Raw genomic sequence first — 25,189 nt, forward strand, 5'->3', positions numbered from 1 at the left:
CGCCCCGCAATCCGGTCATCCGGATGGAGGCATACCGCACCACGATAACGGGTACTGTCGTGCGGCCAAAAACCGCGCAGGTCAGACCGGCTCTGCGCCGGTCTGACCTGGTCGGTGGCTGGAGGTCCGGAAGAACCTAGTTCTTCTGGATCTGGTCGAAGCTCAGCTCGACCGGGGTCTCGCGGCCGAAGATCTCCACCAGACCCTTGACCTTCTTCGAGTCGGCGTTGATCTCGTTGATCGTGGCCTGCAGCGTCGCGAACGGACCGTCGGTGACGGTGACGGAGTCGCCCACCTCGAAGTCCAGCACCTGGACCTCGACCTTGCGGGACGGCGCCGGCTTGCCCTCGGCCGCGGCGGCCTCCTTGGCGGCCTTCTCCTCCGCCTCCGGCGCGAGCATCTTGACGATCTCGTCCAGGGTCAGCGGGTACGGGTCGTAGGCGTTGCCGACGAAGCCGGTGACGCCCGGGGTGTTGCGGACGACGCCCCAGGACTCGTTGGTCAGGTCCATGCGCACCAGCACGTAGCCCGGAAGCTTGTTCTGGCGGACGGTACGGCGGTCACCGTTCTTGATCTGCACTACCTCTTCCTGCGGCACCTCGGCCTGGAAGATGTAGTCCTCGACGTTCAGCGACACGGCGCGCTGTTCGAGGTTGGTCTTCACGCGGTTCTCGTAGCCCGCGTAGGTGTGGATGACGTACCACTCGCCGGGGAGCCCGCGCAGCTCGTCACGGAGGGCGGCCACCGGGTCGACCGGCTCCTGCTCCTCGACGTCCTCGGAAGCCTCGTCGGCCTCCTCGTCCTCGACGTGCACGGCGGCCGCCTCGGCGGGCTCGCCGGCGTCGGCGTCCTCGGCGTCCAGCTCGTCGACGTCGTCCGCGCCCGCGACGATGTCCGCGGCGGCGTCCTCGTCAGCGATGGCCGCAGCCTCCCCCTCGACCTCGGCCGAGACGGCCTCGTCAACCTCGGCCTCTGCAGCCGCGACGGGCTTGGCGGCGTCGTTCAGGTTCGGGTCAGACACGTGGCTGCTTCTTCCTTGCTTCAAGGGGTTGAACGTGCGAAGGGCCGCCCCGCAGAGGCACCCTCCGCGGGATCAGCCGAAGACGTACCCGACGACTCGGTTGATTCCCAAGTCAATCACGGTTACGAGACCGATGACGATGGCCACGAAGACGATCACCACGGTGGTGTACGACGACAGCTGGCTGCGCGTCGGCCAGACGACCTTACGCAGTTCCGCGATGACCTGACGGTAGAAGAGCGCGAGCCGTGCGAAGGGCCCCTTCTTGCCGCGCTTGCCACCGCGGCGGGGCTTCTTCTCGGATTCCGCGGCGTCCTCTTCGGAACGACCGCGCTCAGGCATGTCGATGGAGCCCAGGGCGTCCGTCACTCGTCCTCACCTGAATCCGGGTCGTGGCCGTGCCGCGCCCGGCCCGGCCGCACGGCGGTGCATTTCGTACGTACGCGTGCACGCACTCGGTGATGACAGTGCGTGTAGCAGGGCCGGAGGGACTTGAACCCCCAACCGCTGGTTTTGGAGACCAGTGCTCTACCAATTGAGCTACGACCCTTTGTGGTTCCCCCAACCTACCGCATGCGGACGACTGCACTATGTCGTGTCATCGTGCGCCGCGGCGACCCGGTGGGAGCCAACGGTCAGCGAGTGTACGTGGTTCGGGGCCGGGCGTCGAACAGGAACCTCCCGTACCGCCCTGCAAACCCGTGCAACGCGGTCGCGCCCGGTCTGCAACGATGCCCCTATGAGCGCTGCCACTCCCTCTGCATCGTCCCCCGCCGACCGCCGGGTTTCCGTGCGCGTCGGTTCGATCTCCGAGTCCGCCACCCTCGCCGTCGACGCCAAGGCCAAGGCCCTCAAGGCCGCCGGGCGTCCGGTGATCGGCTTCGGCGCCGGCGAGCCCGACTTCCCCACGCCCGACTACATCGTCGAGGCGGCGGTCGAGGCCTGCCGCAACCCGAAGTTCCACCGCTACACCCCCGCCGGCGGCCTCCCCGAGCTCAAGTCGGCGATCGCGGCGAAGACGCTGCGCGACTCCGGCTACGAGATCGAAGCCGCGAACGTCCTGGTCACCAACGGTGGCAAGCAGGCCATCTACGAGGCGTTCGCGGCCATCCTGGACCCGGGCGACGAGGTCATCGTCCCGGCGCCGTACTGGACCACCTACCCCGAGTCGATCCGGCTCGCGGGCGGTGTGCCGGTCGACGTGGTCGCCGACGAGACCACCGGATACCGGGTCTCCGTCGAGCAGTTGGAGGCGGCCCGCACCGAGCGCACCAAGGTGCTGCTGTTCGTCTCGCCGTCGAACCCGACCGGTGCGGTCTACCCCCGCGAGCAGGTCGAGGCGATCGGCCGCTGGGCCGCCGAGCACGGCCTGTGGGTGCTGACCGACGAGATCTACGAGCACCTCGTCTACGGCGACGCGGAGTTCTCCTCGCTGCCGGTCGTGGTGCCGGAGCTGCGCGAGAAGTGCATCGTCGTCAACGGCGTGGCGAAGACGTACGCGATGACCGGCTGGCGGGTGGGCTGGGCCATCGGCCCCAAGGACGTCATCAAGGCGGCCACCAACCTCCAGTCGCACGCCACCTCCAACGTCTCCAACGTGGCGCAGGTCGCGGCCATCGCGGCGGTCAGCGGTGACCTGGCGGCCGTCGAGGAGATGAAGGTCGCCTTCGACCGGCGCCGCAAGACCATCGTGCGGATGCTCAACGAGATCGACGGCGTGCTCTGCCCGGAGCCGGAGGGCGCGTTCTACGCGTACCCGTCGGTCAAGGGGCTGCTGGGCAAGGAGATCCGCGGCAAGCGCCCGCAGTCCAGCGTCGAGCTGGCCGAGCTGATCCTGGAGGAGGCGGAGGTCGCCGTCGTCCCGGGTGAAGCCTTCGGCACCCCCGGCTACCTGCGTCTTTCGTACGCCCTGGGCGACGAGGACCTGGTCGAGGGCGTCTCGCGGATCCAGAAGCTGCTGGCGGAGGCGAAGTAGCCGCGTAGCGCGGCGCGGTCAGCCGCTCGGCGTGCGGGGTCGGACCGTCGTCCGGCCCCGCACGCCTTTTTGGTGGTCCCTCCGTTCGGGGCGGGGCCTATGCCGGCGGGCGGCGGGTGCGGCAGTATCTGCGGATGGAGCGTGTTCGTGATCTGCGTCAACTGCCGAAGGCCCACCTGCACCTGCACTTCACCGGCTCGATGCGACCGGCGACGCTGCTGGACCTCGCCGACAAGTACGGCGTCCATCTGCCGGAGGCGCTCACGAGCGGGAAGCCGCCCCGGCTGAGCGCCACCGACGAACGCGGCTGGTTCCGCTTCCAACGGCTCTACGACATCGCACGGTCCTGCCTGCGCTCCCCCGAGGACATCCAGCGGTTGGTGCGCGAGGCGGCGCAGGAGGACGTCCGGGACGGCTCCCGCTGGCTGGAGATCCAGGTCGACCCGACCTCGTACGCGCCGCGGCTGGGCGGGCTGATCCCGGCCCTGGAGATCATCCTGGACGCGGTGGACCGGGCCTCCCGCGACACCGGGCTGGGCATCCGCGTCCTGGTGGCGGCGAACCGGATGAAGCACCCGTTGGACGCCCGCACGCTGGCCCGGCTGGCCGTGCGCTACGCCGACCGCGGGGTGGTCGGCTTCGGGCTCTCCAACGACGAACGCCGCGGCCTCGCCCGGGACTTCGACCGGGCCTTCGCCATCGCCCGGGACGGCGGCCTGCTCTCCGCGCCGCACGGCGGCGAGCTGTCCGGGCCGGCGAGCGTCCGGGACTGCCTGGACGACCTGCACGCCGCCCGGATCGGGCACGGGGTGCGGGCCGCGGAGGATCCGGTGCTGCTGCGCCGGCTGGCGTCCCGCGGGGTGACCTGCGAGGTGTGCCCGGCGTCCAATGTGGCGCTGGGCGTCTACGGGAAGCAGGAGGACGTGCCGCTGCGGACGTTCTACGAGGCGGGGGTGCCGATGGCGCTGGGCGCCGACGACCCGCTGCTGTTCGGCGCGCGCCTGGCCGCCCAGTACGAGATCGCGCGCACCGCGCACGCCTTCACCGACGCCGAGTTGGCCGAACTGGCCCGGCAGTCCGTGCGGGCCTCCCGCGCGCCCGAGGAGGTGCGGCGGGCGGTGCTGGCGGACGTCGACGCCTGGCTGGCCGCCCCGGTGCCGTAGCGGCCCGGGCGGTCGGCCAGGGGCGCCTACAGGCTGACGCCGACCGTCACCGGCTCGTTGACGAGGGTCACCCCGAAGGCGTCGTGCACGCCGTCGCGGACCTCGCGGGCCAACGCGAGCAGGTCCTCGGTGGTGGCCCGGCCGCGGTTGGTGAGGGCCAGGGTGTGCTTGGTGGAGATCCGGGCCGGGCCGCTGCCGTAGCCCTTGGTGAAGCCGGCCCGGTCGATGAGCCAGGCCGCGGAGGTCTTCACCCGGCCGTCGCCGTCCGGGAAGGCCGGCGGCGCGGCGTCCGGGCCGAGCCGGTCGTGGACCCGCCGGACGAGGTCGTCGTGCTCGTCCTCGGTGAGGACGGGGTTGGTGAAGAAGGAGCCGGCCGACCAGGTGTCGTGGTCGTCGGGGTCCAGCACCATGCCCTTGCTGGCCCGCAGCGCCAGGACGGTCTTGCGGGCGACGGCGAGCGGCACCCGGTCCCCGGTGCCGACGCCGAGGGCACGGGCCGTCTGGTCGTACCTCAGGGGCGCGGAGAGCCCGTCCGCGTCCTCCAGGGCGAACCGCACGCGCAGCACGACGAACCGCTCGGGGTGCTGCTTGAAGCGGCTGTGGCGGTACGAGAAGCCGCACTGCGCGCGGGAGAGGGTGACGGTCTCACCGCTGTGGCGGTCGTAGGCGACGACTTCGGTGAGGGTCTCGGAGACGTCCTGCCCGTAGGCGCCGACGTTCTGGATCGGGGTGGCGCCGGCCGAGCCGGGGATGCCGGCCAGGCACTCGACGCCGGCCAGCCCGGCCTCGACGGTGCGGCCCACGGCGTCCGACCAGTTCTCGCCCGCGGCGAGCTCCAGCGCGGTGCCGTCGAGGGCGAAGCCGCGGGTGGCGATGCGCAGGGCGGTGCCTTCGAAGCCCTTGTCGCCGATGACGAGGTTGCTGCCGCCGCCGATGACCAGCAGCGGGGTGCCGGCGTCGTCCGCCGCGCGGACGGCCGCGACCACCTCGTCGTCGGTGGTGGCCGTGACGAGCCGGGTCGCGGGGCCGCCGAGCCGGAAGGTGGTCAGCGGGGCGAGGGGGGCGTTGTTCTCTACGTGGCGTTCCTGCACCCGGCCAAGGGTACGGGGGCGGCCCGGCGGTGCCGGCCGGCCGCCCCGCGCGGCTGCGTCAGGCGAGCCGGACCACGGCGCGGGACATGCCCAGCACCTTCTGGTCGGCGCTCTTGGCGGTGAGGTCCACCCGGACGGTCCGCTCGTCGTCGTCGAGCTTGGCCGCGACCGTGGCGCTGACCTCGATCAGCGCGCCGTCCTCGTCGTTGGGCACGACGACGGGCTTGGTGAAGCGCACGCCGTACTCGGCGACCGCACCCGGGTCGCCGACCCAGTCGGTGACCACCCGGACCGCCACGGCCATGGTGAACATGCCGTGCGCGATGACGTCCGGCAGCCCGACCTCCTTGGCGAACTTCTCGTTCCAGTGGATCGGGTTGAAATCCCCGGAGGCGCCGGCGTACTGGACGAGCGTGGCGCGGGTCACCGGGAAGTCCTGCGCGGGGAGCTCGGTGCCGACCTCGACGTCGTCGTAGGCGATCTTCGCGGTCATGTCAGGCCTCCTCGGCGCGCCGGGCGACGAGCTTGGTGATGGCGGTCACGACGTGCTCGCCGGCCTCGTCGTGCACCTCGCCGCGGATGTCGATGACCTCGTTGCCGGCCATGGAGCGGATCGACTCGATGGTGGAGGTCACGGTCAGCCGGTCACCGGCGCGCACCGGCCGCCGGTAGGCGAACTTCTGGTCGCCGTGCACCACTCGGCTGTAGTCCAGACCGAGTTGCGGGTCGGCGACGACCTGCCCGGCGGCCTTGAACGTGATGGCAAACACAAAAGTCGGCGGGGCGATCACATCGGAGTGACCGAGCGCCTTGGCGGCTTCGGTGTCGATGTAAGCGGGGTTGGTGTCACCGATCGCCTCCGCGAATTCGCGGATCTTTTCCCGGCCGACCTCGTACGGGTCGGTGGGCGGGTACGTGCGTCCGACGAATGACTGGTCGAGCGCCATGGGCTCGCAACCTCCCTGTACTGATGGTGCTAATGCCGCGAGGCCGCCCCCAGGAAATGGGGACGGCCTCACAGACGAGCCTGAGTTATCGCGTCTCGCGGTGCGCGGTGTGCGCGTTGCAACGCGGGCAGTGCTTCTTCATCTCCATGCGGTCCGGGTCGTTGCGCCGGTTCTTCTTGGTGATGTAGTTCCGCTCCTTGCACTCCACGCAGGCCAGCGTGATCTTCGGGCGGACGTCGGTGGCAGCCACGTGAGTGCTCCTTGACGGACGGATAGTCGATACGAATGCATACAAGAGTAGCCGACCGGAGGACCGACCCCACAATCGGCTACTGTAAGTAGCGGTGACCGGACTTGAACCGGTGACACAGCGATTATGAGCCGCTTGCTCTACCGACTGAGCTACACCGCTGCGGTGCGAGATTCCCCCGTCCGAAGACGGGATCCTCACACACCAGAGCCCCAATACGGAATCGAACCGTAGACCTTCTCCTTACCATGGAGACGCTCTGCCGACTGAGCTATTGGGGCGAGCGATGAAGACATTACACGGCCCGCCGCCAAACGTGAAATCCGTATCCGCGTCGCGTCCCAAGAACCCCCCGCACCACACCGGTACGACTATTTCGCGCCTGCGCGATGCGCTCCGGGCCGCGCCCTAGGCTCGGTTCCACGCCGCGTGATCTTGCACGCCGGGGCTTCGAGGAGCGCGATGTCCGACAGCAGTTCGCCGCAGCCGGGGAAGCCCGGGGGTGCCGGCCGGTACGCCCGGCCGGATTCCGGCGCACTGGTCCTGTGCGGCGCCCGGCTCGCCGACGGCCGCACCGTGGACGTCCGGCTCGGCGGCGGGCGCATCGAGGCGGTCGGCACGGCCGGCAGCCTCGCCCCGCAGGGCGCCCGGGTGGACCTCGCCGGCTACCTGCTCCTCCCGGCCCCCGCGGAGCCGCACGCGCACTGCGACACCGCCCTGACGGCGGACGCCGACGGGCCCGCCTCCGACTCCGCCGAGGACATCCAGCGCCGCACCACCGAGGCGGCGCTGCTCCAACTGGGGCACGGGTCGACCGCGTCACGGAGCCACGTGCGGATCGGCGGCGTCCAGGGGCTCCAGGCCCTGGCGGCGGTGCTCCGGGCCCGGCGGGCGCTGCGCGGGCTGGCGGACCTGGCCGCGGTGGCGGTGCCGCGGGTGCTGACCGGGGTGGCCGGCGCGAACGGGCTGGCGATGCTGCGGGACGCGGTCAAGATGGGCGCCACGGTCATCGGCGGCTGCCCGGACCTGGACCCCGATCCGACCGGCTACGTGGAGACCGTCCTGGAGGTGGCCGACGAGCACGGCTGCCCGGTGGACCTGCACACCGACGGCGACGACCCCGCGCGGCTGGCCCGGTTCGCGGCGATGTGCGGCGGGCTGCGGCCGGGCGTGGCGATCGGGCCGTGCGCCGGGATGGCGCGGATGCCGCGGAGCGTGGCGGCGCGGATCGCGGAGCAGTTGGCGGCCGCCGACGTCACCGTCGTCTGCCTGCCGCAGGGCGACTGCACGGGCCTGGAACGGAACGGCAACCGGGTGTCGCGGCCGGCGCCGGTGCGCCTGCTGCGGGCGGCCGGGGTGCGGGTGGCGGCGGGCAGCGGGGCGCTGCGGGACGCGGCGAACCCGGTGGGGCGCGGCGACCCGTTGGAGGCCGCGTACCTGCTGGCCTCCTTGGGCGAGGCGACACCGGAGGCGGCCTACGAGACGGTGAGTTCGGCGGCGCGGGCGACGCTGGGGCTGCCGGAGGTGCGGGTCGAGGCGGGCTTCCCGGCGGAGTTGTTGGCGGTGCGCGGAGAACGGATCGCCGGGGTGCTGTCGTTGGCGTACAGCCGGATCGTGGTGCACCGGGGCCGCGTGGTGGCGCGCACCAGTGCGGTGCGCGAGTACTGCGATTCGGTGGACGTGGCACTGGAGTTGCCCCGCCAGTCACAGCGCTGAGCGCCGCACCGGCCGGTCCTGCGGTGTGCCGGGGCGGTTCGGCGTACGGTCGGCAGCATGCGCATTGTCATCGCAGGTGGACATGGTCAGATCGCGCTGCGGCTGGAGCGTTTGCTGCACGCGCGCGGGGACGAGGTCGCCGGGATCGTCCGGCGGCCGGAACAGGCCGGCGATCTGCTGGCCGCGGGTGCCGAACCGGTGGTGTGCGACCTGGAGTCGGCCTCGGTGGGCGACGTCGCCCGGCACCTGGAGGGTGCGGACGCGGCCGTCTTCGCCGCGGGGGCCGGGCCGGGCAGCGGCGCCGCGCGCAAGGACAGCGTGGACCGCGGCGCGGCGACGCTGTTCGCGGACGCGGCCGAGGCGGCGGGGGTGCGGCGGTTCGTGGTCGTGTCGTCGATGGGTGCGGACCGGGAGCCGCCGGAGGGCACCGATCCGGTCTTTGCGGCCTACCTGCGGGCGAAGGGCGCCGCGGATGCCGACGTTCGGGCCCGCGCCGGGCTGGACTGGACGATCCTGCGGCCCGGTCGGCTCACCGACGACCCCGGTACCGGTCAGGTGACGTTGGCCGACGCGACCGGGCGCGGGGCGGTGTCGCGGGACGACGTGGCGGCCGTGCTGGCGGCGCTCTTGGACGAGCCCGGGACGGCCGGACGGACGTTGGAGCTGATCGGCGGGGACGTGCCGGTGGTGGACGCGGTGCGGAACGTGGCGTCGCACTGAGGGGCGTCGGCGGCGGAACGCGCCCCGGAAGGCCCTGAGGGCGCGTCTGCCGCCCCGTGACGCCCCCAACGACTCCGCCCGGGTGCCAGGTGGGCGTCGGGCGCCTGTGCGGCCGCTGGCGCCCGTGTCGGCGGGGAGGCGGGCGCGGCGCGCCGAAGGGCCGCGCCGCGGAAATTCACCCGGCGCGGAACCGGAGCGCGACACCACACGAAAGGCGGCAGCACGAAAGAGCCCCCGGATCGCATTTCTACGATCCGGGGGCTCTTTCTTGGCTGTGGCGGCGCCAGGATTCGAACCTGGGAAGGCGAAGCCGGCAGATTTACAGTCTGCTCCCTTTGGCCGCTCGGGCACACCGCCGGGTTGTGTCGTCCGGAGTTCCGCTGTGGGGCGGTGCTCCGTGGCAACGACGTAAACCATACCCGATGACAGGGGGTGCTTTGCCACTCGCTTCCGGGGCGCTGGATCTTGGTCGGGTGGCTAGGCTTGGCAGGCGGTCCGGGAAGGGCCGCATCCCTGATGGATCTACGTACGAGGAGCCAACCCACCATGGCCGACTCCAGTTTCGACATCGTCTCGAAGGTCGAGCGGCAGGAGGTCGACAACGCGCTCAACCAGGCCGCCAAGGAGATCTCGCAGCGTTACGACTTCAAGGGCGTGGACGCGTCGATCCAGTGGTCGGGCGAGAAGATCGAGATGCGGGCCAACGCCGAGGAGCGGGTGAAGGCCGTCCTGGACATCTTCCAGTCCAAGCTGGTCAAGCGCGGGATCTCGCTCAAGGCGCTGGAGACCGGCGACCCGCAGGCGTCGGGCAAGGAGTACCGGATCTCCGCCTCGACGCAGGAGGGGATCTCGCAGGAGAACGCGAAGAAGGTCGCCAAGATCATCCGCGATGAGGGCCCGAAGGGCGTCAAGGCGCAGGTGCAGGGCGACGAGCTGCGGGTCAGCTCCAAGAGCCGGGACGACCTGCAGACCGTTCAGCAGCTGCTGCGCGGCAAGGACCTGGACTTCGCGATCCAGTTCGTGAACTACCGCTGAGTCAACCACCGCTGAGCGGCCCCGAACGGGGCGTGCAGCGGCACGCGGTGAGTCGCTGGGGCGGCGCGGCACGGGAGCGCGCCGCCCCAGCGGCGTTCATCGGGTGGCGAACGGCTGGTCGGTGGGGACGATCTCGCGGCCCAGGGGGACCAGGGAGATCGGGATCATCTTGAAGTTGGCGATGCCGAACGGGATCCCGATGATCGTCACGCACAGGGCGAGGCCGGTGATGACGTGGCCGAGCGCCAGCCACCAGCCGGCGAAGACGATCCAGACGATGTTGCCGAGCACCGAGCCGGCGCCGGCGTCGCGGCGCTCCACGGTCGTCCGGCCGAACGGCCACAGGGCGTAGCCGGCGATGCGGAAGCTGGCGATCCCGAAGGGGATCGTGACGATCAGGATGCAGCAGATCACGCCCGCGAGTACGTAGCCGAGCGCCATCCAGAAGCCGCAGAGGACCAGCCAGAGGATGTTGAGGATGAACTTCATGATCGGCAGCCTTCCAAGGGCGGGACGGGCAGTGGTTCCGCCGTCCTAGACGCGGCCGGTGCCGGGAAACGTTGCGTCCTTCGGGTGACCGGTCGGTTTCAGGGGCGGTGGTGGCCGGCCATGCGCTCCAGTCGGGCGATGCGTTCGGGCATCGGCGGGTGGGTGGAGAAGAGCCGGGAGAGGCCCTCGCCGGGGCGGAACGGGTTGGCGATCATCATGTGGCTGGCGGTCTCCAGGCGGGGCTCGGGCGGCAGCGGGAGCTGCTGGGTGCCCCGTTCCAGTTTGCGCAGGGCGGAGGCCAGGGCGAGCGGATCGCCGGTGAGTTGGGCACCGGAGGCGTCGGCCTGGTACTCGCGGGAGCGGCTGACGGCGAGCTGGATCAGTGAGGCGGCGATCGGGCCGAGGAGCATGATCAGGAGCGTGCCGAGGAGGCCGGGGCCCTCGTCGTCGTCGGAGCGGCCGACCGGGATCAGCCAGGCGAAGTTGACCAGGAACATCACGACCGAGGCCAGTGCGCCCGCGACGGAGGAGATGAGGATGTCGCGGTTGTAGACGTGGCTGAGCTCGTGGCCGATGACGCCGCGCAGCTCGCGCTCGTCGAGGATCTGGAGGATGCCGTCGGTGCAGCAGACCGCGGCGTTGCGGGGGTTGCGGCCGGTGGCGAAGGCGTTGGGCGCCTGGGTCGGGGAGATGTACAGCCGCGGCATGGGCTGGCGGGCCGCGGTCGAGAGCTCCCTGACCATGCGGTAGAGCTGGGGCGCCTCGAACTCGCTGACCGGGCGGGCCCGCATCGCGCGCAGGGCGAGTTTGTCGCTGTTCCAGTACGCGTAGGCGTTGGTGCCCACGGCTACCAGGACCGCGAGGACCAGTCCCGTACGGCCGAAGAAGCTGCCGATGACGATGATGAGTGCGGACAGTCCCCCGAGGAGTACGGCGGTCCTGAGCCCGTTGTGCCGGCGGTGCACGGTACGCCCTCCAAGTGGTGCGGCAGGGGAACCCTTTGCTTCGTTTCTCCACTCTCCAGTGGACCCTTACTCACTGGTCAACGCGAGATGAGCGGGGGTGGTTCCCCGGGCCGTGCCTGGTGGCGGCCGGGTGGGGTGCGGCATGCGGGGTAGGGGCGGGCACCCGTGCGACCCCACGGCCAGGGGGCCGGGGGTCGTGGGGCGCGGCGGTCCTAGAGGAGGGCGCCGGCGGCGAAGCGGAGGACGAGCTGGGGGGCGCCGGAGAGGGCGACGCCCAGCACGGCGGCCAGGGCCAGGGCGGTGGTCAGGGCCGCCGGGATCGGGGCGCGGGACGGGCCTGCGGGCTCTTCGGCCGGTGCCTGGGCCGGGCGGAAGAGCAGCGCGGTCCACTGGAGGTAGTAGTAGAGCGCGATGACCACGTTCACGGCCATGACGACGGCGAGCCAGCCCAGTCCGGCGTCGACCGCGGCCGAGAAGACCGTCACCTTGGCGAACAGGCCGATGATGCCCGGCGGCAGGCCCGCCAGGCACAGCAGGAAGAAGCCGAGGGCGAGCGCCACCAGGGGGCGGCGGTGGTACAGGCCCCGATAGTCGACCAGGCGGTTGGCGGGGCTGGTGCGGGCGACCAGGGCGGCGACGGCGAAGGCCCCGAGGTTCACCGCGGCGTACATCAAGGCGTAGGCGACGGTGGCGCCGACGGCGTGCGCGGGGTCGTGGGCGTAGCCGGCGGCGGCGATCGGGACCAGCAGGTAGCCGGCCTGGCCGACGGAGGACCAGGCGAGCAGGCGGATCGCGCTGCGGGTGCGGGCCGGGTCCTGGCGGAGCGCGGCGACGTTGCCGACGGTCATGGTGAGCGCGGCGAGCACGGCCAGCGCCGGGCCCCAGACGTCCGCGTACGCGGGGAAGCCCTGGACGGTGACCAGGATCAGGCCGGAGAAGCCGACGGCCTTGCCGACCACGGAGAGGTACGCGGCGATCGGCAGCGGCGCGCCGACGTAGGTGTCCGGCACCCAGAAGTGGAAGGGGGCGGCGGCGGTCTTGAAGGCGAAGCCGACGAGGGTGAGCGCGACGCCGGCGCTGGCCAGGGTGGCCAGGCGGGGGTCCGGGAGGGCGGCCAGGGCGTGCGCCACCCGGGAGAGGTGCAGGCTCCCGGTGGCCGCGTAGACGAAGCTCACGCCGAGCAGCATCACGGCGGTGGCGGCGACCGAGGAGAGGAAGAACTTCAGCGCCGCCTCGGAGGAGAGCCGGTCGCCGCGGCGCAGCCCGACCAGGGCGAAGGCCGGCAGCGAGGCGACCTCCAGGGCGATGACCAGGGTGGCCAGGTCCCGGGAGGCGGGCAACAGGGCGGCGCCGGCCGCGGAGGACAGCAGCAGGAACCAGTACTCGCCCGCGGGCAGGTCGTGGTCCTTGACGGCGTCGATGGACAGCAGGGCCGTCAGGAGGGCCCCGGCCAGCACCAGGAACTGGACGATCAGCGTGAAGCGGTCGGCGACGTAGCTGCACGCCTCGGGGGTGCCGGTCAGGCAGAAGGTGCGGCGGTGGCCGTCCACGAGGGGCAGCAGCAGGAGCGCGGAGGCGGCCAGGCCGGCGGTGGCCAGCCAGCCCAACAGGGGCTTGCGGGCGGCCGGGAGGAAGAGGTCGGCGACCAGCACCACCAGGGCGACGGCCGCGGTGAGGGCGGGCGGGGCGATGGCGACCCAGTCGACGGACTGGACCAACGAGGTGACCTGACTCATCACTTACCGCCTCCAAGGAGCTGCTGGACGGCCGGGTTCGTGAGGCCGAGGAGGGCCGCGGGCCACAGTCCGGCGAGGACGGTGAGGACGACCAGGGGGCTCCAGGCCGCGTATTCGTAGCCCGCGAGGTCGGGGAGGGCGGGGGCGGTGGCCGGCCCGCCGGCGTCCGTCGGGGAGGTCGGGGCCTTGAGGGTGCCGCCCATGCAGATCCGGCGGACGACCAGCAGCAGGTAGGCGGCGGTCAGCAGGGTGCCGAGGCCGGCCAGTGCCATGAACGTCAGGAACGCGGGGCGGCTGAGGCCGGCGGCCGGGTGGAACGCGCCGAACATCGCCAGCATCTCGCCCCAGAAGCCGGCCAGTCCGGGCAGGCCCAGGGAGGCCACGGCACCGAAGGCGAGCAGGCCGCCGAAGCGCGGCGCGCGGCCGTAGAGGGCGGCGCCGGTGGTGCCCGCCAGGGTGTCCAGGTCGGTGCTGCCCAGGCGGTCCTTGAGGCCGCCGACGAGGAAGAAGAGCAGGCCGGTGATCAGGCCGTGCGCGATGTTGGCGAACAGCGCGCCGTTGATGCCGGTGGGGGTCATGCTGGCGATGCCGAGCAGGACGAAGCCCATGTGGCCGACGGAGCTGTAGGCGATCAGCCGCTTGAGGTCTCCCTTGGCGCCGGTGCGGACCAGCGCGAGGCAGGCCAGCGAGCCGTAGACGATGCCGACGGCGGCCAGCGCGGCGAGGTACGGCGCGACGGTGTGCAGGCCGTCGGGCGTGATCGGCAGCGCGATCCGCACGAAGCCGTAGGTGCCCATCTTCAGCAGGACGCCGGCCAGCAGCACCGAGCCGACGGTGGGAGCGGCGGTGTGCGCGTCCGGCAGCCAGCTGTGCAGCGGCCACATCGGCGACTTGACGGCCAGTCCGATGCCGACGGCGAGCACCGCGACGAGCTGGACGGTGTGGCTGAGCTGGGCCTTCGGCCCGTTGTCAGTGGCCAGTGCGACCATGTCGAAGGTGCCGGACTTGAGCCCGATGAGGAGGAGGCCGAGCAGCATGACGACGGAGCCGAGCAGCGTGTAGAGGATGAACTTCCAGGCCGCCGCCTGCCGTCCGGCGCCGCCCCAGCGGGCGATGAGGAAGTACATCGGGATGAGGACCATCTCGAAGGCGAGGAAGAAGAGCATCAGGTCCAGCACGGCGAAGGTCGCCAGGGTGCCGGATTCCAGGACGAGGAGCAGCGCCACGAATGCCTTCGGGGACGGGCCCGTCGGCATCTTGAAGTAGCTGTAGACGGCGCAGAGGAAGGTCAGCAGCGCGGTCAGGACGACCAGGGGCAGCGAGATGCCGTCGACGCCGAGGTGGATGCGGATGCCGAGCGCCGGGATCCAGCTGACGTCGGTGGTGGCCTGCATGCGCGCCGGGTGGCCGTGGTCGAAGCCGGCGGCCAGTGCGAGCGTCGCGGCGAACACCACGCCGGTGACGGTCACGCCGTGACGCAGCACGGCCTGGTCCGGGTTCTTCCCCTTCAGGCCGGGCGGGGCCGGCAGCAGCGCGGCGAGCGCGCCGACGAGGGGGAGGACGACGGAGCCCGCGAGGAGGATCTGCAGGGCGGTGTGGTTCACGGGTCAGGCCCTCCTCAGGGTTTCGGCTCCGGCGGGGCCGGCCACGGGGACTGTCGGCTGGGGGTGCGGGGGGCGGACCCCGGGGGATGGCGGCACGGTCAGGCTCCCGTGCCCGTGGCGACGAGGACGGCGGCGATGCCCAGGACCAGCGCGCCGGCCAGCAGCGCGCCGAGGTAGGTCTGCACGTTCCCGGTCTGGGCCCGGCGGACGGCGGCGCCCAGCCAGCGGGGGGCGGCGCCCGCGCCGCTGACGTAGGTGTCGACGACGGCGCGGTCCAGGAAGCGGACCAGTTCCGCTGCGGCGCGGACCGGCCGGACGAACAGCGCGGAGTAGACGGCGTCGAGGTGGAAGCCGGCGGCGGCGTGGCGGTGCAGCGGGCCGAGGAGAAGTCGGCCGGGGTCGGCCGGGTCCGGGGCGCCGGCGGCATCGCCGTAGGCCGGGGGGTGGGTGACGATGGCCAGTTCCTCGGCGAGGGCGGGGGTGGCGTCCTCCGCCACGGCGACCGCGCCGAGCGGGGCGCGGGCGGCGAGGGCGCTGGTGTGGCGCCAGGCGGCGTAGGTGATCAGGCCGCCGACGAGGGCGACGCCGGTGCCCAGCACGGAGGTGGTGGCGGTCGGGACGAGCGGGCGCCCGTCGAACCAGGCGGGCAGGAAGGGGGCGGTCAGCCCGAAGCCGACGGTGGGCACGAAGAGCACCCACAGCATGGCGGTCATGGGCAGCGGCTGGCGGCCGTGGTCGGGGACCTCCGGGCCGCTGCCGCGGAAGACCAGCAGCCACAGCCGGGTGGCGTAGGCGGCGGTGAGGAGGGCGGTGACCAGGCCGGAGACCAGCACGGTCCAGCCGGCGGCGCCGGGGATGCCGGCCGCGTGGCCGGTGGCGGCGTGCTCGGCGGCCCCGAGCACGGCCTCCTTGGAGAAGAAGCCGGCGAACGGCGGGATGGCGGCCAGCGCGAGCAGGGCGACGGCCAGCGTCCAGGCGGCGTCCGGGATCCGGCGGGCCAGCCCGCCCATCCGGGACATCGCGGCGAGCGAGTTGGTGCCCGCGGCGTGGATGACCACGCCCGCGCCGAGGAAGAGCAGGGCCTTGAACGCGCCGTGCGACAGCAGGTGGAAGACGGCGGCGCCGCGGTCGCCGACGGCCAGCGCCCCGGTCATGTAGCCGAGTTGCCCGACGGTCGAATAGGCCAGCACGCGTTTGATGTCGTCCTGGGCGAGCGCGGCCAGCGCGGAGCCGACCATGGTCACCGCGGCCAGCACGGCGAGCACGACCAGCGCCGCGGCGGAGGCGGCGAAGACCGGCAGGAGCCGGGCGACGACGTAGACGCCGGCGGCGACCATCGTCGCGGCGTGGATGAGCGCGGAGACCGGCGTCGGGCCGGCCATCGCGTCCGGGAGCCAGGTGTGCAGCGGGAACTGCGCCGACTTGCCCGCGACGCCGGCCAGCAGCAGCAGCGCGATCAGCGTCGGGTGGTGCAGGCCGTCGCGGGCGACGTGGCCGAGGATGCCGGTGATCCGGAAGGTCCCGGTGTCGGCGGCCAGCGCGAAGATGCCGAAGAGGAACGGCACGTCGCCGAGCTTGGTGACGAGGAACGCCTTGAGCGAGGCGGCGCGGGCGGCCTCGGTCTCCCAGTAGTGGCCGACCAGGAAGTACGAGCAGATGCCCATGACCTCCCAGCCGACCAGCAGCACCATCAGGTCGCCGGTGTAGACGACCAGCAGCATCGCGGAGGTGAAGAGCGAGACCAGCGCGGCGTAGGAGGGGTAGCGCGGATCGTCGCGCAGGTACGCCGTGGAGTAGACCTGCACGCAGGTCGCGACCACCCCGACGAGGACGGCGATCAGTGCGGCGAAGCCGTCGACGTGCAGCGCCAGGTCGATGGGGAGCGAGCCGGTCGGGGTGAGCCGGGTGGCGACGTCGGTGGCGGGACCGCCGCCCTGGCCGACGGCGACGGCCACGGTCAGCACCGCGGCGGCGAGCGTCGGCAGCACCGCCAGCGGTCGGACGAAGCCGGGCGAGCGGCGCCCCGTGAGGAGGCCGGCGACGGCCCCGAGGAACGGCAGGAGGGGAACGAGTACGGCGGTGGTCGTGAGCGTCACGCGGTGGCCTCCGCCCCGGTGTCCGGCTGCGCCTCGCGCGACCCGGCGGCGCCGTCCGGCCCGGCCGGCCGCTCGGCGAGGTCGCGGAGCCGGTCGATGTCGGAACTGCCGCGGTTGCGGTAGACGAGCAGCACGATCGCCAGCCCGATGCCGATCTCGGCGGCGGCGACGGCGATGGTGAAGAGGGTGAGCGCCTGGCCGCCGTGCAGGGCGTCGCGCAGCCAGACGTCGAAGGCGACGAGGTTGAGGTTGACGGCGTTGAGCATCAGCTCGACGGACATCAGCACCAGGATCGCGTTGCGGCGCGCGAGCACGCCGTACAGGCCGGTGCAGAAGAGCAGGACGGCGAGGACCGCCGGGTACGCCAGGTGCATCAGTGCCGTTCCTCCCCCGCGGCGGGGGCCGAGGTCTCGGCGGCGCCCTTGGCGTCGCCGCCGCGGCGGGACAGCACGATCGCGCCGACCAGCGCGGCGAGCAGCAGGACGGAGAGCGCTTCGAAGGGCAGCACCCAGAAGCGGAACAGGCTGCGCCCGGAGACCTCGGCGGAGCCCTGCACGGTCCCGTCGAGGTCGATCCAGGTGGCGCGGAAGGCGTCGACGACGACCCAGACCAGGGCCGCGGCCGAGGCCCCGGCCACCGTGAGCGCGGCCCAGCGGTTGCCCGAATCGGCGTCCGGGGACGGGCCGATGGGCGCCTTGGTGAGCATCAGCCCGAAGAGCAGCAGCACGACCACCGATCCGACGTAGATCAGCACCTGCACCCAGGCGATGAACTCGGCGGTGAGCAGGAGGTACTCCACGGCGACCCCGCCGAGGGCGACCACCAGCCACAGGGCCGCGTGCACCAGTTGCCGGGAGGTGACGGTCTGCAGCGCCGCGCCGAGCGTGGCGATGCCGACGAGGACGAAGGCGATCTCGACGCCGGTGGGCGACAGGAAGCCGTGGCTTGCGGCGGCAAGCGTCACGTTTCCTCCCCGGTGGTGTCGGTGGTGTCGGTGGCGTTGTCGGCGGGCGGCGGCGCGGCGGCCGCGGCGGCCTGTTGGGCGGCGAGCTTGTCCGCGGCCTTCTGGGCGGCGGCGATCTCCTTGGGCTCTTCGGCCGCCGGGTCCAGCGCGGGCGGTTCGGGCACCGTCCACATCCACTCGCGCAGTTTGTCGCGTTCGTGGGTCAGTTCGCGGATGTCGGTCTCGGCGTACTCGAACTCCGGCGACCAGAAGAGCGCGTCGAACGGGCAGACCTCGATGCAGATCCCGCAGTACATGCACAGCGCGAAGTCGATGGCGAAGCGGTCCAGCACGTTGCGGCTGCGCTCGCGGCCCCCGGGGGCGGCCGGCGGCACCGTCTCCTTGTGGGAGTCGATGTAGATGCACCAGTCGGGGCACTCGCGGGCGCACAGCATGCAGACCGTGCAGTTCTCCTCGAACAGCCCGATGACGCCGCGGGTGCGCGGCGGCAGGTCGGGTTGGGCGTCCGGGTACTGCGCGGTGACGGACTTCCGCGTCATGGTGCGGAGCGTGACGGCCAGGCCCTTGGCCAGACCGGAACCGGGAAACGAGCGGGGCCGCTTGGAAGGCGCCGTTGAGGGGTGGTGGTCGGGCGACGGGAGGGACATTTAGGAGATCACCACCTTGATGACGCCGGTGAGGGCGATCTGGGCGAGCGCGAGCGGAATCAGGACCGTCCAGGCGAGCTTCTGCAACTGGTCCTCGCGCAGCCGCGGGTAGGTGACCCGCAGCCAGATGACGACGAAGCAGAGCGCCACGGTCTTCACCAGCGTCCACAACCAGCCCAGGCCGTCGGCGCCGAACGGGCCGTGCCAGCCGCCCAGGAAGAGAACCGCGGTCAGGGCGCTGAGCACGACAATGCCGGCGTACTCGGCGAGCAGGAAGAGCGCGAAGCGCAGTCCGGTGTACTCGGTGTACGCGCCGAAGATGATCTCCGAGTCGGCGACCGGCATGTCGAACGGCGGCCGTTGGAGCTCGGCGAGCCCGGCGGTGAAGAACACCACGCCGCCGATGAGCTGCCACGGCACCCACCACCAGTGGAAGGCGTCGAGGATGCCGGGCAGCGACAGGGTGCCGGCGGCCATCGCGACGGACGCGGCGGCCAGCAGCATCGGCAGTTCGTAGGCGAGCAGTTGCGCGGCCGTCCGCAGACCGCCGAGCAGGGAGAACTTGTTGGCCGAGGCCCAGCCCGCCATCAGGGAGCCGAGCACGCCGACGCCCATCACCGCGAGCACGAAGAAGACGCCGGCGTCGAGGGCCTGCCCGACGGCGTTGTGCGGTCCGACCGGGATGGCGACCATGACCAGGAGGTACGGCAGCAGCGCGACCGCGGGCGCGAGCTGGAAGATCCGCCGGTCGGCGCCGTTCGGGACCACGTCCTCCTTCTGCGCGAACTTCACGCCGTCGGCGACCAGCTGCGCCCAGCCGTGGAAGCCACCCGCGTACATGGGGCCGAGCCGGCCCTGCATGTGGGCCATCACCTTGTGCTCGGTCTGGCCGATGACCAGCGGGAACACCAGGAAGACGACGAAGACGGCGAGCAGGCGCAGCACCAGGGCGAGGGTGTCGCTCACGGGGTGTCGCCTCCTTCGGGTCGTTCGTCGGACTGCTGGGGGGCGGGCTCCGGTGCCGGGGCCGGCTTCCGGGGCGCTTCCGGCTCCGGCGCGCGCTCGGGCTCCGGCTGCGGTTCCCCGGCCGGTTCCGGCCCGGGCGCGGCGTCGGGTGCGTCGAAGGCCGGGCGGGCGTGGTGCCAGGGCGCGTCGGAGGAGCGCGGGGCGGCTGCGGCGGACGAGGTCCCGGCGTCAGGGGTGCCCCCGGGCGCGGTGTCCTTGGGGGCCGTGTCCTTGGGCGCTGCGGTCTCGTGCGCTGCGGTCTTGGGCGCAGCTGTCTTGGGCGCCGCGGCCTCGGACGCGTCCCCGGGTGCGGTGGTCTCGGGCGCGGGGGGCTCGGCGGCGGCCTGCTGGCTGGCCGAACCGTCGCTCGCCGAGCGGGCGCGCCGGGCGGGCCGGTCCGGGCGGGCGGCCCGGGCGGGGCGCTCGACCGGGGTGCCGGCCGGCGTCTCGGTGGCCGGGGCCTGCTGGCTCGCCGATCCGCTGCCCGCGGTGCGGGTCCGCCGGGCCGGGCGCTCGCCGGCGGCACCCGCCGCCCGTGCGCCGCGGGCCGGCCGCGCCGGGGCGGGCGGCAACTGCCCCTTGAGCGGGCCCCATTCGTTGGGGTCGGGCACCCCCGGGGGCAGCATCTGCCGCCGCTTGGGCCCGCCGTGCTCGGACTCCCCCGGCTCCTTGGCGCCGGGCCACGCCTTCGCGACCCGGGCCGCCAGCACGAAGTCCTTGCGCAGCGGATGGCCTTCGAAGGCGTCCGGCAGCAGCAGCGGCACCAGGTGCGGGTGGCCGGTGAAGTCCACGCCGAACATCTCGTGGGTCTCCCGCTCGTGCCAACCGGCACCCGCGAACACGCCCACGGCGGTGGGCAGCGCGGGCGCGTCGTGCGGCACGGTGGTCCGCACGACCAGCCTGCGGACGGTGCCGCGGCGGGCCACGTCGACGAGGTGGGCGCAGATCCGGAAGCCGGTGCCGGGCTCGTCGACGGCGCTCAACCAGTCGAAGTAGGTGCAGCCGAGGTCGTCGCGGGCGACGGTCAGCGCGGTGAGCCAGGCGGCTGCCGGGACGTCGACGGTCAGCAGGTCGTACGCCAGCTCCGCGGTGGCGCCGGGGCCGAAGATCTCGCCGGTCGGACGCGGCAGCCAGCCGACGGGCGCCTCGACGACCGCAGCGCCCTCCCCGGCCGGCTCCTCGGACGGGACTGCTGACTGTTCGGGCTGTTCGGGCTGCTCGGGCTGCTCGGTCATCGGGGGTCCTCCCCCGCGGCGGTGGGCGCGGCCGGCCCGGGGGCGGCCGGCGGGGTCACCAGACCGCTGCGCAGCGCCGCGGCGGACGGCCGGGCGGAGCGCCCGTAGCGCTCGCCGAGCGACTCGCGGGCGATCTTCTCCTGGAGCTTGAGGATGCCCTGGAGCAGCGCCTCCGGGCGGGGCGGGCAGCCGGGGACGTAGACGTCCACCGGGATGATCTGGTCGACGCCCTTGGTGACCGCGTACGAGTCCCAGTACGGGCCGCCGCAGTTGGAGCAGGCGCCGAAGGAGATGACGTACTTGGGCTCGGGCATCTGCTCGTAGAGCCGCTTGATCGCGGGCGCCATCTTGTCGGTGACGGTGCCGGAGACGACCATCAGGTCGGCCTGGCGCGGACCGGGCGCGAACGGGATCACGCCGAGCCGGATGAAGTCGTGCCGGGCCATGGACGCCGCGATGAACTCGATGGCACAGCAGGCCAGGCCGAAGTTGAAGACCCACAGGCTGTAGCGGCGGCCCCAGTTCAGGACCACCTTCATGGGTTCGGGCGCGAGCCGGGCCAGCGTGCCGAGGCGCCGCGGCTCCGGCAGGAACTCGGGGGCGGCGGAGGCGGGGGTCACGTCCATTCCAGGACGCCCTTCTTGTACGCGTAGAGCAGGCCGATGGCGAGGAAGCCGAGGAAGACGAACATCTCCACCAGCGTCACTCCGCCGAATCCAGGAGCGGCGAAGACCGTGGCCCAGGGGAACAGGAAGATCGAGTCGACGGCGAAGACGACGTAGAGGAAGGCGTAGACGTAGTAGCGGACCTGGGTGTGCGCCCAGCCCTCGCCGACCGGATCCACGCCGCACTCGTACGTCAGCAGCTTCTCGGGCGTGGGCACGACGGGTCGCAGCAGTCGCCCGGCCCCGAAGGCCACGGCGACGAACAGCACTCCGACCACGGCGATGATCCCGACGGCCGAATAGCCCTGGAAATAGTCCGCGGCGACGGTGGTGCGTACGGTCGCGTCCGGCACGTCCGCCCCTCGCTCCCTGACTGCGTTTCTTGAAACGACTTTTACACGATCTGTATGGACGGGAGTCTAGGCCCTGCCCCGGCCGCGTTGAGAAGCCACTTGATCGCGGCCGGTGGGGTTGTCCCCACTTCGCCCCAACTGGGTGGCCGGCAGCGTAGACGGCAGGTCCGGTCGTCTCACGAGGTGTCTCACAGGCCGGACGGCATCCGTCCGCTTGGCGGGACGGCGACGGATCGGGGCGGGCCGGGAGGGCCCGGAGCGGTCTCCGCTCAGCGCGGGGTACCGCCGCCGTACGGGCTCCGGGGATCGTTCGGCGCAAGCGGCGCGAGGTGCTGTGGGTGCGGCTGGGGAGGGGGCGTCAGGGGCGGTGCGCCCGGGGGGCGGACCGGCGGCTGGGGGTAGCCCTGGGGGGCCGGCGCCGCGTGGGGGTGGGGCACCGGGGCGGGGTGGTCCCCGCGGGGCGGCGCCCCCTGGGCGGTCGGCTGCGGCGACTCCTGGTGCGGCGGCCGGCGCCGGGACCCGTCCCGGGAGACCGCGCGATCCATGACCTCGGCCGCGATCCGGGCCGCCGCCTCCCGCGTCCGGGCCCCCAACAGCTCGCCGCGGATGGCGCCGCCCGCCGCCAGGTGGCGGTCGTAGGGCAGCGGCAGCACCGCCGCGCCGCCGGCGCCCAGGTGCGCGGCGGCCCTGCGGACGTCGACGCCGCTGTCCGGCGAGGAGTGGGTGAGCACCACGACCGTGGTCGGCAGCAGTCCGCGGTGCAGGGTGCCGACCCAGTCCAGTACGGAACGGGTGGCGGCCACGCCCTCCGGCGTCGCCGGGGTGACCAGGACCCGGGCCTGGGTCGTCACCAACGCGGTGCGGGCCACTTCGGCGGGCAGCGTCTCGCAGTCCACGACCGTCGCGGCGAAGTGCCGGCGCAGCGTGGTCATCACCACCCGGTAGGTGTCGAGGTCCAGGCGGGTGCCGATGGCGCCCTGACTGCCGGGCAGCAGCCAGCCGCCGCCGGCGAACGGGAGGAGGTAGCCGGTCAGGTCGGTGATCAGCATCGACGGGTCGAGGATCTGCGCGAGGTCGCCGCTCGACCAGCGGACCTCGCGGGCGCCGAGCCGGTGCGGGAGCGTGCCCAGCGCCGGGTCGGCCTCCACGGCGAGGACCGGGTCGGGGCGGTAGTGCGCGAAGGTCAGCGCGAGCAGGGCGGCGACGGTGGACTTGCCCGCACCGCCGCGGATGCTCGACACCGCGATCTGCCGGCCGCTGCTGACCGGCTGCTGGATGGCGGCCGCGGCCCGGGTGACGGCCGCGGTCTCGGCGGCGGGCGAGGACGCGAAGACCCGGCGCAGGGCCCGGCCCGCGCGCCGCGCCAGCGGATCGCCGCGACGCGGCCGGGGCTGCCCGTCGGCCAACTCCGGCGGCAGCAGCGGCACCGGGAGCGGCGTCCGCGCGGGCAGCCCGGCACGCCCGTAGTGCCCGGGGGCGGGCGCCGACGCGGCGGTGGGTGCGGGGCCGGCGGGGGCGACCGACGGGGGCACGGGGCCGGTGGCCGCGGGGACCGGGCCGGCGGGTGGTACGGGGCCCGGCACGATGGCGGTCGGCGACAGCGGGGCGGCCGGGGGCGGAGCGGCGGGCGTGACGGGCGTGACGGGCATGTAGGGAGCGGCGGGTGCGGCGGGTGCGGCTGCCGGTGCACCTGCCGGCGCGGGCCCGGCCGCGGGCGCAGCGGCCTGCGACGGTGCGGCGACCGCTGTCGGCGCCGGGGCCGGCGAAGGTGCCGGTGCCGGGTCGAACGGGGACGACTCGGTGACGACGGGCAGCGGGCGGGTCGGGGCCGGGGCCGGGCCGGGAGCCGGCGCGGCCGTCGGCATCGGCACCGCGGCGGGCAGGGCGCCCGGCGCACCACCGGCCGCCGCCGCACCGCCCGGTCCGCCCGGTCCGCCCGGTCCACCCGGTCCACCGGTACCGGCTGGTCCACCAGTACCGGCCGGACCGGCAGCGCCCACGGCACCGGCACCACCGGCAGCTCCCGCCACCGGGCCCGGGTTCACCGCGCCCACAGCGCCCCCCGCACCCACCGGACCGCTCGCACCGTCCGCACCCACCGCATCCACCACGCCCTCCGTCGTCACCCGGTCCTCACCCCCGCCCCGTCATCGCCGCCCCGCGGACCCCTGCGTTCCGAACTCCCGGGCCCGGCCGGAACGTTCCGGCGCGGCCGGGTCTTCACAGGATGCACCCGTCGCCCCCTCGTCCCCGAAGCCTGCGCAGCTTGCGTTCCTCCCCGTCAGGAACCGCCCAGCAGCCCGTACAGCCCGAACGCGCCGAGGCCGACGGGGATCAGCGCCACCATGCTCACCGCCTCCACGAGGTCCAGCCAGCGCCGCAGCCGGTTCCGCAGCGGCTCCGGCAGCCGGACCGCACGCGACACCACCGGGACGGCGGCCAGGAGTCCCAGCACGGCCAGCGCCGGCCCGGGGGCCCCGCCGTCCGTCGCGCAGAGCACCGCCAGCCGCACGCAGACGGCCGTTGCGGCGGCGAGCAGGGCGACCACCTCGGCGGCCAACGGGTAGGCGCGGGCCCGGGAGAACAACACGAGGGCGAGCAACACGGCGGTGAGCACCGTCCAGGGCCCGGTCTCGCCCGCCGCGAGGACCCCGGCCGCGCCGGCCGAGGCCGCCAGCGCCACGGTGGCCGGGGCCAACCCGCGGTGGGTGGCGGCGAGCGCGGCGGCCACCCGGTGGCGGCTGACCGGGGTGCCGCCGGCGTGCCGGTCGTCCAACCCGGTCAGCCCGGCCGCGCGCAGCGCCAGCCGGGGCAACGCCCCCAGGGCCAGGAGGGAGAGGAAGCCGAGCACGACGCCGGTGCGGACCGGGTCGGTCAGGGCCAGCAGCAGTTCCCAGCAGGCCACCGCCAGCGCGACCGCGGCCGCGCCGGTGAGCCCGCCGCGCCCCAGGTCGGTGCGGAGGCCGAGCAGGGCCAGCGCGACCGCGGCGGCGAGTCCGGTGGCGGCCAGCCGGGCGGCCCCGCCGGGGGCCGCCTGCCAGGCGGCCAGCACGCCGAGGGCGGTGCCGCAGAGCAGCAGGGCGGTACCGGCGGCCCGTTGCCTGGTCACCGCGGTGAGCGCGGTGCCCCCGGCGGCGGCCACGACGGCCACGACTCCCAACCAGAGCGTGGCGGCGGTGCCGTACCAGGTGGCGGCGCAGATCCCGACGACCGCGGCGAGCAGCCCGCCGGCGGCCACCGCGGTCCGGTCGCGGCTGCGGTCGTCCCAGCACCGGCCACCGGTGTCCTGGGGATCGGTCGGGCCGGACGGCGCCGCGGCGGGTCCCGCCGGGGTCGGCGTCCGGCCGTGGTCGGCGCGTTGTCCGGGGCCCGCGTCCGCACCCGTCGTCGTACTCGTCATGTCCACGCGGCCGTTCTGCACCGCAACACCATACGGGCCGGGCGGCGCACCCTGTCCACAGCGTGCCGCGCCAATCCGGGCCGCCCCGCGAAGGGTGGGGCAAACCCCCCGC

General features: G+C 73.4%; 25 protein-coding genes and 4 tRNA genes. 5 read left to right on the top strand and 24 right to left on the bottom strand.

Going from position 1 to position 25,189, the window contains the following annotated elements; translation table 11 throughout:
- Positions 1-136: 136 nt before the first annotated feature.
- The 3 genes from nusG to ACJ6WD_RS20800 all read right to left on the bottom strand — a co-directional run bounded on the left by nusG (position 137) and on the right by ACJ6WD_RS20800 (position 1,571).
- The gene (nusG, locus tag ACJ6WD_RS20790; RefSeq protein WP_016571042.1) at positions 137-1,021 is read right to left on the bottom strand and encodes a transcription termination/antitermination protein NusG; all 885 of its coding nucleotides are present in this window, start codon (positions 1,019-1,021) and stop codon (positions 137-139) included.
- 72 nt (positions 1,022-1,093) lie between these two features.
- The gene (secE, locus tag ACJ6WD_RS20795; RefSeq protein ID WP_016571041.1) at positions 1,094-1,390 is read right to left on the bottom strand and encodes a preprotein translocase subunit SecE; all 297 of its coding nucleotides are present in this window, start codon (positions 1,388-1,390) and stop codon (positions 1,094-1,096) included.
- Between the two features lie 108 nt (positions 1,391-1,498).
- Positions 1,499-1,571 (bottom strand) — tRNA-Trp (locus ACJ6WD_RS20800).
- A 189-nt stretch (positions 1,572-1,760) separates the two neighbouring features.
- Here ACJ6WD_RS20800 and ACJ6WD_RS20805 point away from each other — a divergent pair.
- Both ACJ6WD_RS20805 and ACJ6WD_RS20810 read left to right on the top strand, forming a co-directional pair.
- Positions 1,761-2,996 (top strand): pyridoxal phosphate-dependent aminotransferase, encoded by a 1,236-nt coding sequence (locus ACJ6WD_RS20805; protein WP_233657577.1) that lies wholly within the window; start codon positions 1,761-1,763, stop codon positions 2,994-2,996.
- A 134-nt stretch (positions 2,997-3,130) separates the two neighbouring features.
- The gene (locus tag ACJ6WD_RS20810) at positions 3,131-4,159 is read left to right on the top strand and encodes an adenosine deaminase (protein ID WP_044377241.1); all 1,029 of its coding nucleotides are present in this window, start codon (positions 3,131-3,133) and stop codon (positions 4,157-4,159) included.
- 26 nt (positions 4,160-4,185) lie between these two features.
- Here ACJ6WD_RS20810 and ACJ6WD_RS20815 read toward each other — a convergent pair whose 3' ends face one another.
- The 6 genes from ACJ6WD_RS20815 to ACJ6WD_RS20840 all read right to left on the bottom strand — a co-directional run bounded on the left by ACJ6WD_RS20815 (position 4,186) and on the right by ACJ6WD_RS20840 (position 6,728).
- Complete coding sequence (locus ACJ6WD_RS20815; RefSeq protein ID WP_233657576.1) at positions 4,186-5,250, bottom strand: UDP-N-acetylmuramate dehydrogenase; 1,065 nt, start codon at positions 5,248-5,250, stop codon at positions 4,186-4,188.
- A gap of 58 nt (positions 5,251-5,308) precedes the next feature.
- Complete coding sequence (locus ACJ6WD_RS20820) at positions 5,309-5,743, bottom strand: MaoC family dehydratase (protein WP_233657575.1); 435 nt, start codon at positions 5,741-5,743, stop codon at positions 5,309-5,311.
- 1 nt (position 5,744) lies between these two features.
- Positions 5,745-6,197, bottom strand: coding sequence for a MaoC family dehydratase N-terminal domain-containing protein (locus tag ACJ6WD_RS20825; protein WP_016578603.1), 453 nt, complete (start codon positions 6,195-6,197; stop codon positions 5,745-5,747).
- 85 nt (positions 6,198-6,282) lie between these two features.
- Entirely contained in the window at positions 6,283-6,447 is a 165-nt protein-coding gene (rpmG, locus tag ACJ6WD_RS20830) for a 50S ribosomal protein L33 (protein ID WP_016578602.1), read from the bottom strand.
- 89 nt (positions 6,448-6,536) lie between these two features.
- A tRNA-Met gene (locus ACJ6WD_RS20835) sits at positions 6,537-6,609 on the bottom strand.
- Positions 6,610-6,655: 46 nt separating this feature from the next.
- A tRNA-Thr gene (locus ACJ6WD_RS20840) sits at positions 6,656-6,728 on the bottom strand.
- 181 nt (positions 6,729-6,909) lie between these two features.
- Between ACJ6WD_RS20840 and ACJ6WD_RS20845 the strand changes: the two genes are divergently transcribed.
- Positions 6,910-8,163, top strand: a complete 1,254-nt coding sequence (locus ACJ6WD_RS20845) for an amidohydrolase family protein (RefSeq protein ID WP_376554784.1) — start codon at positions 6,910-6,912, stop codon at positions 8,161-8,163.
- Positions 8,164-8,220: 57 nt separating this feature from the next.
- Positions 8,221-8,883, top strand: a complete 663-nt coding sequence (locus tag ACJ6WD_RS20850; protein WP_233657573.1) for an NAD(P)H-binding protein — start codon at positions 8,221-8,223, stop codon at positions 8,881-8,883.
- A gap of 275 nt (positions 8,884-9,158) precedes the next feature.
- Here the strand turns inward: ACJ6WD_RS20850 and ACJ6WD_RS20855 are convergent.
- Positions 9,159-9,240, bottom strand: a tRNA-Tyr gene (locus tag ACJ6WD_RS20855).
- A gap of 189 nt (positions 9,241-9,429) precedes the next feature.
- Here ACJ6WD_RS20855 and ACJ6WD_RS20860 point away from each other — a divergent pair.
- Positions 9,430-9,918, top strand: a complete 489-nt coding sequence (locus ACJ6WD_RS20860; protein WP_233657572.1) for a YajQ family cyclic di-GMP-binding protein — start codon at positions 9,430-9,432, stop codon at positions 9,916-9,918.
- 96 nt (positions 9,919-10,014) lie between these two features.
- On the opposite strand, the gene ACJ6WD_RS20865 is transcribed toward ACJ6WD_RS20860, so the two are convergent.
- From ACJ6WD_RS20865 to ACJ6WD_RS20930, 14 genes are all read right to left on the bottom strand, one after another.
- The gene (locus ACJ6WD_RS20865) at positions 10,015-10,407 is read right to left on the bottom strand and encodes a YccF domain-containing protein (RefSeq protein WP_233657571.1); all 393 of its coding nucleotides are present in this window, start codon (positions 10,405-10,407) and stop codon (positions 10,015-10,017) included.
- 98 nt (positions 10,408-10,505) lie between these two features.
- Positions 10,506-11,372 carry a zinc metalloprotease HtpX gene (gene htpX / locus ACJ6WD_RS20870; protein WP_016578597.1) on the bottom strand — a complete coding sequence of 289 codons (867 nt, stop codon included), beginning with the start codon at positions 11,370-11,372 and terminating at the stop codon, positions 10,506-10,508.
- A 212-nt stretch (positions 11,373-11,584) separates the two neighbouring features.
- Positions 11,585-13,108, bottom strand: a complete 1,524-nt coding sequence (locus tag ACJ6WD_RS20875) for an NADH-quinone oxidoreductase subunit N (protein ID WP_331247727.1) — start codon at positions 13,106-13,108, stop codon at positions 11,585-11,587.
- Positions 13,108-14,697, bottom strand: coding sequence for a NuoM family protein (locus tag ACJ6WD_RS20880; protein WP_407616339.1), 1,590 nt, complete (start codon positions 14,695-14,697; stop codon positions 13,108-13,110). Before ACJ6WD_RS20880 ends, ACJ6WD_RS20875 begins: the two co-directional genes overlap by 1 nt.
- A gap of 113 nt (positions 14,698-14,810) precedes the next feature.
- Positions 14,811-16,808: an NADH-quinone oxidoreductase subunit L gene (locus ACJ6WD_RS20885; protein WP_331247728.1), complete on the bottom strand. Its 1,998-nt coding sequence runs from the start codon at positions 16,806-16,808 to the stop codon at positions 14,811-14,813.
- A complete protein-coding gene (gene nuoK / locus ACJ6WD_RS20890; protein ID WP_233657568.1) occupies positions 16,805-17,182 on the bottom strand; it encodes an NADH-quinone oxidoreductase subunit NuoK in 378 nt (125 codons plus the stop codon). Before nuoK ends, ACJ6WD_RS20885 begins: the two co-directional genes overlap by 4 nt.
- Positions 17,182-17,772, bottom strand: a complete 591-nt coding sequence (locus ACJ6WD_RS20895) for an NADH-quinone oxidoreductase subunit J (RefSeq protein WP_016573337.1) — start codon at positions 17,770-17,772, stop codon at positions 17,182-17,184. Before ACJ6WD_RS20895 ends, nuoK begins: the two co-directional genes overlap by 1 nt.
- The gene (locus ACJ6WD_RS20900) at positions 17,769-18,311 is read right to left on the bottom strand and encodes a 4Fe-4S binding protein (protein WP_233657567.1); all 543 of its coding nucleotides are present in this window, start codon (positions 18,309-18,311) and stop codon (positions 17,769-17,771) included. The genes ACJ6WD_RS20895 and ACJ6WD_RS20900 overlap by 4 nt, the downstream gene beginning before the upstream one ends.
- Before the next feature lie 108 nt (positions 18,312-18,419).
- On the bottom strand, positions 18,420-19,385 hold the full coding sequence (locus tag ACJ6WD_RS20905) for a complex I subunit 1 family protein (RefSeq protein WP_016573335.1): 966 nt from the start codon (positions 19,383-19,385) through the stop codon (positions 18,420-18,422).
- Positions 19,382-20,659 carry an NADH-quinone oxidoreductase subunit C gene (locus tag ACJ6WD_RS20910; protein WP_407616314.1) on the bottom strand — a complete coding sequence of 426 codons (1,278 nt, stop codon included), beginning with the start codon at positions 20,657-20,659 and terminating at the stop codon, positions 19,382-19,384. Before ACJ6WD_RS20910 ends, ACJ6WD_RS20905 begins: the two co-directional genes overlap by 4 nt.
- Entirely contained in the window at positions 20,656-21,285 is a 630-nt protein-coding gene (locus tag ACJ6WD_RS20915) for an NADH-quinone oxidoreductase subunit B (RefSeq protein WP_016573333.1), read from the bottom strand. The genes ACJ6WD_RS20910 and ACJ6WD_RS20915 overlap by 4 nt, the downstream gene beginning before the upstream one ends.
- Positions 21,276-21,677, bottom strand: a complete 402-nt coding sequence (locus ACJ6WD_RS20920; RefSeq protein ID WP_016573332.1) for an NADH-quinone oxidoreductase subunit A — start codon at positions 21,675-21,677, stop codon at positions 21,276-21,278. The genes ACJ6WD_RS20915 and ACJ6WD_RS20920 overlap by 10 nt, the downstream gene beginning before the upstream one ends.
- Positions 21,678-21,946: 269 nt before the next feature.
- Positions 21,947-23,326, bottom strand: coding sequence for a hypothetical protein (locus ACJ6WD_RS20925; RefSeq protein ID WP_233657564.1), 1,380 nt, complete (start codon positions 23,324-23,326; stop codon positions 21,947-21,949).
- 632 nt (positions 23,327-23,958) lie between these two features.
- Complete coding sequence (locus tag ACJ6WD_RS20930; protein WP_233657563.1) at positions 23,959-25,098, bottom strand: secretion protein snm4; 1,140 nt, start codon at positions 25,096-25,098, stop codon at positions 23,959-23,961.
- Positions 25,099-25,189: the final 91 nt, after the last annotated feature.

Origin of the sequence: Streptomyces sp. VTCC 41912 (genome assembly GCF_045799175.1) — a bacterium.
Taxonomy (GTDB): domain Bacteria; phylum Actinomycetota; class Actinomycetes; order Streptomycetales; family Streptomycetaceae; genus Streptomyces; species Streptomyces albulus_C.

What these genes read in the sequence shown, in the direction of transcription:
- ACJ6WD_RS20805 (WP_233657577.1), top strand. Translation starts at nt 1,761, where the DNA reads ATGAGCGCTGCCACTCCCTCTGCATCGTCCCCCGCCGACCGCCGGGTT.
- ACJ6WD_RS20810 (WP_044377241.1), top strand. Translation starts at nt 3,131, where the DNA reads ATGGAGCGTGTTCGTGATCTGCGTCAACTGCCGAAGGCCCACCTGCAC.
- ACJ6WD_RS20820 (WP_233657575.1), bottom strand. Translation starts at nt 5,743, where the DNA reads ATGACCGCGAAGATCGCCTACGACGACGTCGAGGTCGGCACCGAGCTC.
- ACJ6WD_RS20825 (WP_016578603.1), bottom strand. Translation starts at nt 6,197, where the DNA reads ATGGCGCTCGACCAGTCATTCGTCGGACGCACGTACCCGCCCACCGAC.
- ACJ6WD_RS20845 (WP_376554784.1), top strand. Translation starts at nt 6,910, where the DNA reads ATGTCCGACAGCAGTTCGCCGCAGCCGGGGAAGCCCGGGGGTGCCGGC.
- ACJ6WD_RS20850 (WP_233657573.1), top strand. Translation starts at nt 8,221, where the DNA reads ATGCGCATTGTCATCGCAGGTGGACATGGTCAGATCGCGCTGCGGCTG.
- ACJ6WD_RS20860 (WP_233657572.1), top strand. Translation starts at nt 9,430, where the DNA reads ATGGCCGACTCCAGTTTCGACATCGTCTCGAAGGTCGAGCGGCAGGAG.
- ACJ6WD_RS20865 (WP_233657571.1), bottom strand. Translation starts at nt 10,407, where the DNA reads ATGAAGTTCATCCTCAACATCCTCTGGCTGGTCCTCTGCGGCTTCTGG.
- ACJ6WD_RS20875 (WP_331247727.1), bottom strand. Translation starts at nt 13,108, where the DNA reads ATGAGTCAGGTCACCTCGTTGGTCCAGTCCGTCGACTGGGTCGCCATC.
- nuoK (WP_233657568.1), bottom strand. Translation starts at nt 17,182, where the DNA reads ATGCACCTGGCGTACCCGGCGGTCCTCGCCGTCCTGCTCTTCTGCACC.
- ACJ6WD_RS20900 (WP_233657567.1), bottom strand. Translation starts at nt 18,311, where the DNA reads ATGACGCGGAAGTCCGTCACCGCGCAGTACCCGGACGCCCAACCCGAC.
- ACJ6WD_RS20910 (WP_407616314.1), bottom strand. Translation starts at nt 20,659, where the DNA reads ATGACCGAGCAGCCCGAGCAGCCCGAACAGCCCGAACAGTCAGCAGTC.
- ACJ6WD_RS20915 (WP_016573333.1), bottom strand. Translation starts at nt 21,285, where the DNA reads ATGGACGTGACCCCCGCCTCCGCCGCCCCCGAGTTCCTGCCGGAGCCG.
- ACJ6WD_RS20925 (WP_233657564.1), bottom strand. Translation starts at nt 23,326, where the DNA reads ATGCCCGTCACGCCCGTCACGCCCGCCGCTCCGCCCCCGGCCGCCCCG.